This is a genomic window from Syntrophorhabdaceae bacterium (assembly GCA_028698615.1).
GTDB lineage: Bacteria > Desulfobacterota > Syntrophorhabdia > Syntrophorhabdales > Syntrophorhabdaceae > Delta-02.
The window spans coordinates 1-3,956 of sequence record JAQVWF010000102.1 but is presented as its reverse complement, the minus strand read 5'-3'; the positions used below and the strand labels follow the sequence as shown (position 1 = coordinate 3,956).

Sequence of the window (3,956 nt, the reverse complement as noted above, 5' to 3'; positions counted from 1 at the left end):
GAATAGGATAATCCGCCAAGAAAGCCGGACAATACGTTCGGACAAGGTTGCCGCACCGATCAGGCGCGGCCGGGGAGCAATCATGAAAGTTCTGTTGGTGTCATTCTTCAATGACGAGGCATACGGAGTGCGCGCGATACACTCCAGTCTTGTCGATAAGGGCATCGATGCCGCTATGTTGTTCTTTAAGTTGAATGGTTATCATGAGAAATCATACGACGATAGAATAAAGGACGATTTTACGGCCAATCTTGACAATGCATCCAGGCACGAGATCGATCTCCTCGTGTCCCACATAAAGGACAACAGATACGATGTTGTCGGGTTTAGCCTTGTTTCTCATCATTTCAGTCTATACAGGAGAATATATAAGGAACTTAAGGATATCGATCATTTAACAATAGTTGTGGGGGGATGGGAGGCCTCGCTCAATCCTGACAAATGCATTCCTTATGCCGATTTTCTGTGCATAGGCGAGGGGGAAGAACCTCTTTGCGAGCTTATTGAGAAACTGGAAAGCAAGGGGCCGACTGAAAAGATCCGCAACTTCTGGGTCAGGAAGAATGGCGCTGTGATCAGGAATCCTGTGCGCCCGCTTCCAGGAGATCTCTCTTCGTTCCCGGTCCCGCTTCTTGAGCATAGATACTCCCACGTGATCGAGAACAACAGAATTGATAATTACGAGCCATATTTTGACAACAGCCGGTACGGCACTTTTGTCGGTCGTGGTTGTCCGTATCGGTGCACCTATTGCTCGAACTCCTATATGGCGCGATCAGTGTATCCGGGGCAATGGTCAAAGGTCCGCTACAGGAGCATCGAGCATGTGCAGGAAGAACTGCTTGCAGTCAAGGAAAGATTGGGGCAGGTGAAGAGCATAAACTTCTATGATGAAGTGTTCACCCCGGGCATCGAATGGACCAGAGATTTCTTTTCATGGTACAGGTCTGTGATCGGCATACCCTTCTATGTATTCTTCTTCCCCGGCACTTGCAGCGATGAAAAAGCCAGGCTCCTGGCCGACAGTGGATTGAAAGGCATCTGGATAGGGGTTCAATCAGGATCTCAGCGCGTCAGGAATGAGGTCTTCAAGCGAAGGTATTCCAACGAACAGCTCATCAACCAGGCCAGGATATTTCATAAATACGGCGTAAGCATCAGGTATGATTTCATTCTCGACAACCCATTCGAGACATTTGAAGAATCTCTCGAGAGCATCTTCATGATGATGGAATTGCCGCGGCCGTTCTCGTTGAATCTCTTTTCATTGAAATACTTCCCCAACACCGAGATCACAGGAATGGCCCGAGCTGCCGGGTTCATAACGGAGGCTGACATCGATGACAACGGGAACTCGGACCGGGACACGTATGTGATCCATCGTGACAGGGGGAGCCTGGACAACAGATTCATCAATCATCTTGCGTTCTATATCTCATGCCTTTCGACAACCTCTGCCCTGTCTGATAAAAAGGCACAGATACACCGATTGATACAGGGCTACCGAAGGTCAAACGATATTACTCCTGTTGAGGATGCGGTCAGGCCGTTCCTTCGCTAGATTTACCGCCAACAGACGGGAGGCACGTCTTCATACCAGGCTATTTCGCGGTGGAACTTGTCCGATCTTCATTATTCCTCGACATATGGTCTTGATGGCACAAAAGACGATTGTGTCAAGAAAGTGCCTGCGATACAATTATCCGAACAATTGCCGCATGTTGTGCACTGGCTATGGTGAGTTCTCAAGAATAGTGGGTCGATTCCAAATCCGCTGATAACAAATCGATGGATATGGTGTATACTTCAAACAGGCGTTCTTCAAAACACACGGTGCGTCTGGGCAAGACTCAGGACTCTGGCTCAAGCACCGGAGCTCCCGGGGCGGGGGCGAAACGGTCATGGAAACCTCCAAATAGTACATCAGGAGACCAGACATGACCGCGAACTTGGAGGCAGTATTCGCGTTACGAACGGTGGCAACCTTGATCATGTTGGTTGCACCAACCTGAAGGAGCATGGCACCGATGACTTCGTTGGCAGAGATCTCCATGACGATGAAGCGCAGATCATCTCATGAGATAACTGAGACGCGGTCATAGAGTAGAAGCGAACAAGATCGTGAAGTGGAAGCGAACAAGGCCCATGAAGAACGCCAGGCCCCCGGGAAACCGGGGGTTTTCTTATTGAGAGCGAAACATCGCCGTGCCTCTCTTTGCGTCAGCCTTTTCTTTTTGCATACGTATCTGGTAATATAGAGCGTTGATCCAATAAATGACCTTGCCGCTACAGGAGGAGCCATGGAAAACCGCCAGGAACACGACCAGCGCGTAGCCGAAATATTGGGCGCAGAGCACGCGACTGTTTCCCTGGAATCGCTCACGCTCTACCGCGCGTATCTCAGCCGGCATCTCGATATGCCCTGTGTAATGACAGGTATTGAAGGATTCCGCTGGGATGAAAAATATGTGTTCGGCTATGTCAATGAAGCGGAATACGAGGCTTTGAAGACAGACCATCCTTCCGAGACCGATATCTACGAGCTGAAGCGTTTCGAGGACCTTATCGACGAAGAAGCCGGGATCCTTGTCAAGGTCAGACGGACACGCGACAACCGTCGCTTCATTCTTGACCTTGCCGCGCTCAAGGCTGTGGACAATGCATCCAGGAACCATGCGCTCCTCGATGATTATTCAATGTGGTTTGTAAAATGCAGGACCTGATATAGCCCTGGGACCTCAGGGCGTTTGCCGCGGGATCTCGCCCTTCAGCCCAGGCTTAGCCGGGCTCATGGATCTTCTTGATCCTTGAGGGGATATCCCACTTTTTCATAAGGAGTGCCACACCGGGCGGCACCAGGTGTTCCCACGGTTCACCATGCAGCATACGGCTGCGAATGTCCTTCGCGCTGATTCCCTTTTCCTCCGGGGTGACTTCCCGCAGGACATGGGTTTTGAGCCCCAGCTTCTGGAGGTACGCAAGCTTTTGGTTTCCCCAGTCGTCGTAGATGGTAAGGAAAAACACCGCGTCCATGGGAACATAGTGATGGTAGAGTTTGGGAAGGTTTATGGGGAAAGGGACTATTGAAAACCGTGACAACCCTATGCCCGCCTCTTCCAGCACACCCCTGATCATGATGTGGCGTTCGTAGTAGGTGAGCGGGTTGGCCAGCGGGCTGCTGCGCTCTCTATCAGCTTTTTCTTCCATGGTCAGCAAAGGGTCCGGGTTCGTTATACCCACAACCAGGTGCCGACAGAGCCGCAATCCGGTCAGCACGTACCTGAGGTGGTCGTTATGAAATACCTGGAACCGGCCATGGACGACCCCCGTCTCGATATTTTCAACTGGTCCGTCTATCATTGTCGAATCGAGCCTCCCCATGGAACAACCTTCGATCAATCAATGAGCAAGGGCCTGTACGCGCCCGGCGTGAAGGGCTGATCATCGGGCGAGTCCATGAGCCCCCAGAGTTTTCCCCGATCAAGGAAGTTCAAAACAAGATACATGAGTTCCTTTCCCCGGACCAGGCTGAGTCCGCCGGCGGCACAGCTTACCTCGTCGAATTTTTCCACATCGTCCTTTCGGACGTATTTCCCGGTCATGACCAGCGGCACGTTCTCGCCGGTGTGTATCATGGTTCCCGAGGAAGCGGTGGAATGATCGGCGGTAACAATGAAGAGAACGTCCTCGTCGGGGACAATCTCTTCGACTGCGTAGGCAAGCGCCGTATCCACAGCCTCGATCACTTCTTTCTTGATCAAGGGATTCCCCGTGTGTCCCGCCTCGTCCGTGACCTTGGTGTGGACATGGATGAAATCATATTCCCCTGCCCCGTGCGCCATCTCGAGCCTCTGTCGAAGGTCCCGTCCCGGGTCGTTCGTATCCCCAACCCGGCGCGTTTCCATCCCAATAACCTGACCGAGCCCCCCGTAAACCGCACCCGAGGCGATCATCAG

4 protein-coding genes are annotated in these 3,956 nt (G+C 51.9%); 2 read left to right on the top strand and 2 right to left on the bottom strand.

Features of this window, described 5'->3' with window-relative positions; genetic code table 11:
- The first annotated feature begins 82 nt into the window (after positions 1-82).
- Both PHC90_14710 and PHC90_14705 read left to right on the top strand, forming a co-directional pair.
- Complete coding sequence (locus PHC90_14710) at positions 83-1,561, top strand: radical SAM protein (GenBank protein ID MDD3847597.1); 1,479 nt, start codon at positions 83-85, stop codon at positions 1,559-1,561.
- Positions 1,562-2,300: 739 nt separating this feature from the next.
- Positions 2,301-2,723 (top strand): hypothetical protein, encoded by a 423-nt coding sequence (locus tag PHC90_14705; protein ID MDD3847596.1) that lies wholly within the window; start codon positions 2,301-2,303, stop codon positions 2,721-2,723.
- Positions 2,724-2,778: 55 nt separating this feature from the next.
- On the opposite strand, the gene PHC90_14700 is transcribed toward PHC90_14705, so the two are convergent.
- Together PHC90_14700 and PHC90_14695 are read right to left on the bottom strand one after the other, a co-directional pair.
- Positions 2,779-3,360, bottom strand: a complete 582-nt coding sequence (locus tag PHC90_14700; GenBank protein ID MDD3847595.1) for a hypothetical protein — start codon at positions 3,358-3,360, stop codon at positions 2,779-2,781.
- A gap of 35 nt (positions 3,361-3,395) precedes the next feature.
- Positions 3,396-3,956: alkaline phosphatase (locus PHC90_14695; GenBank protein ID MDD3847594.1), on the bottom strand; the 561-nt coding region annotated here is incomplete at its 5' end.

What these genes read in the sequence shown, in the direction of transcription:
- PHC90_14710 (MDD3847597.1), top strand. Translation starts at nt 83, where the DNA reads ATGAAAGTTCTGTTGGTGTCATTCTTCAATGACGAGGCATACGGAGTG.
- PHC90_14705 (MDD3847596.1), top strand. Translation starts at nt 2,301, where the DNA reads ATGGAAAACCGCCAGGAACACGACCAGCGCGTAGCCGAAATATTGGGC.
- PHC90_14700 (MDD3847595.1), bottom strand. Translation starts at nt 3,360, where the DNA reads ATGATAGACGGACCAGTTGAAAATATCGAGACGGGGGTCGTCCATGGC.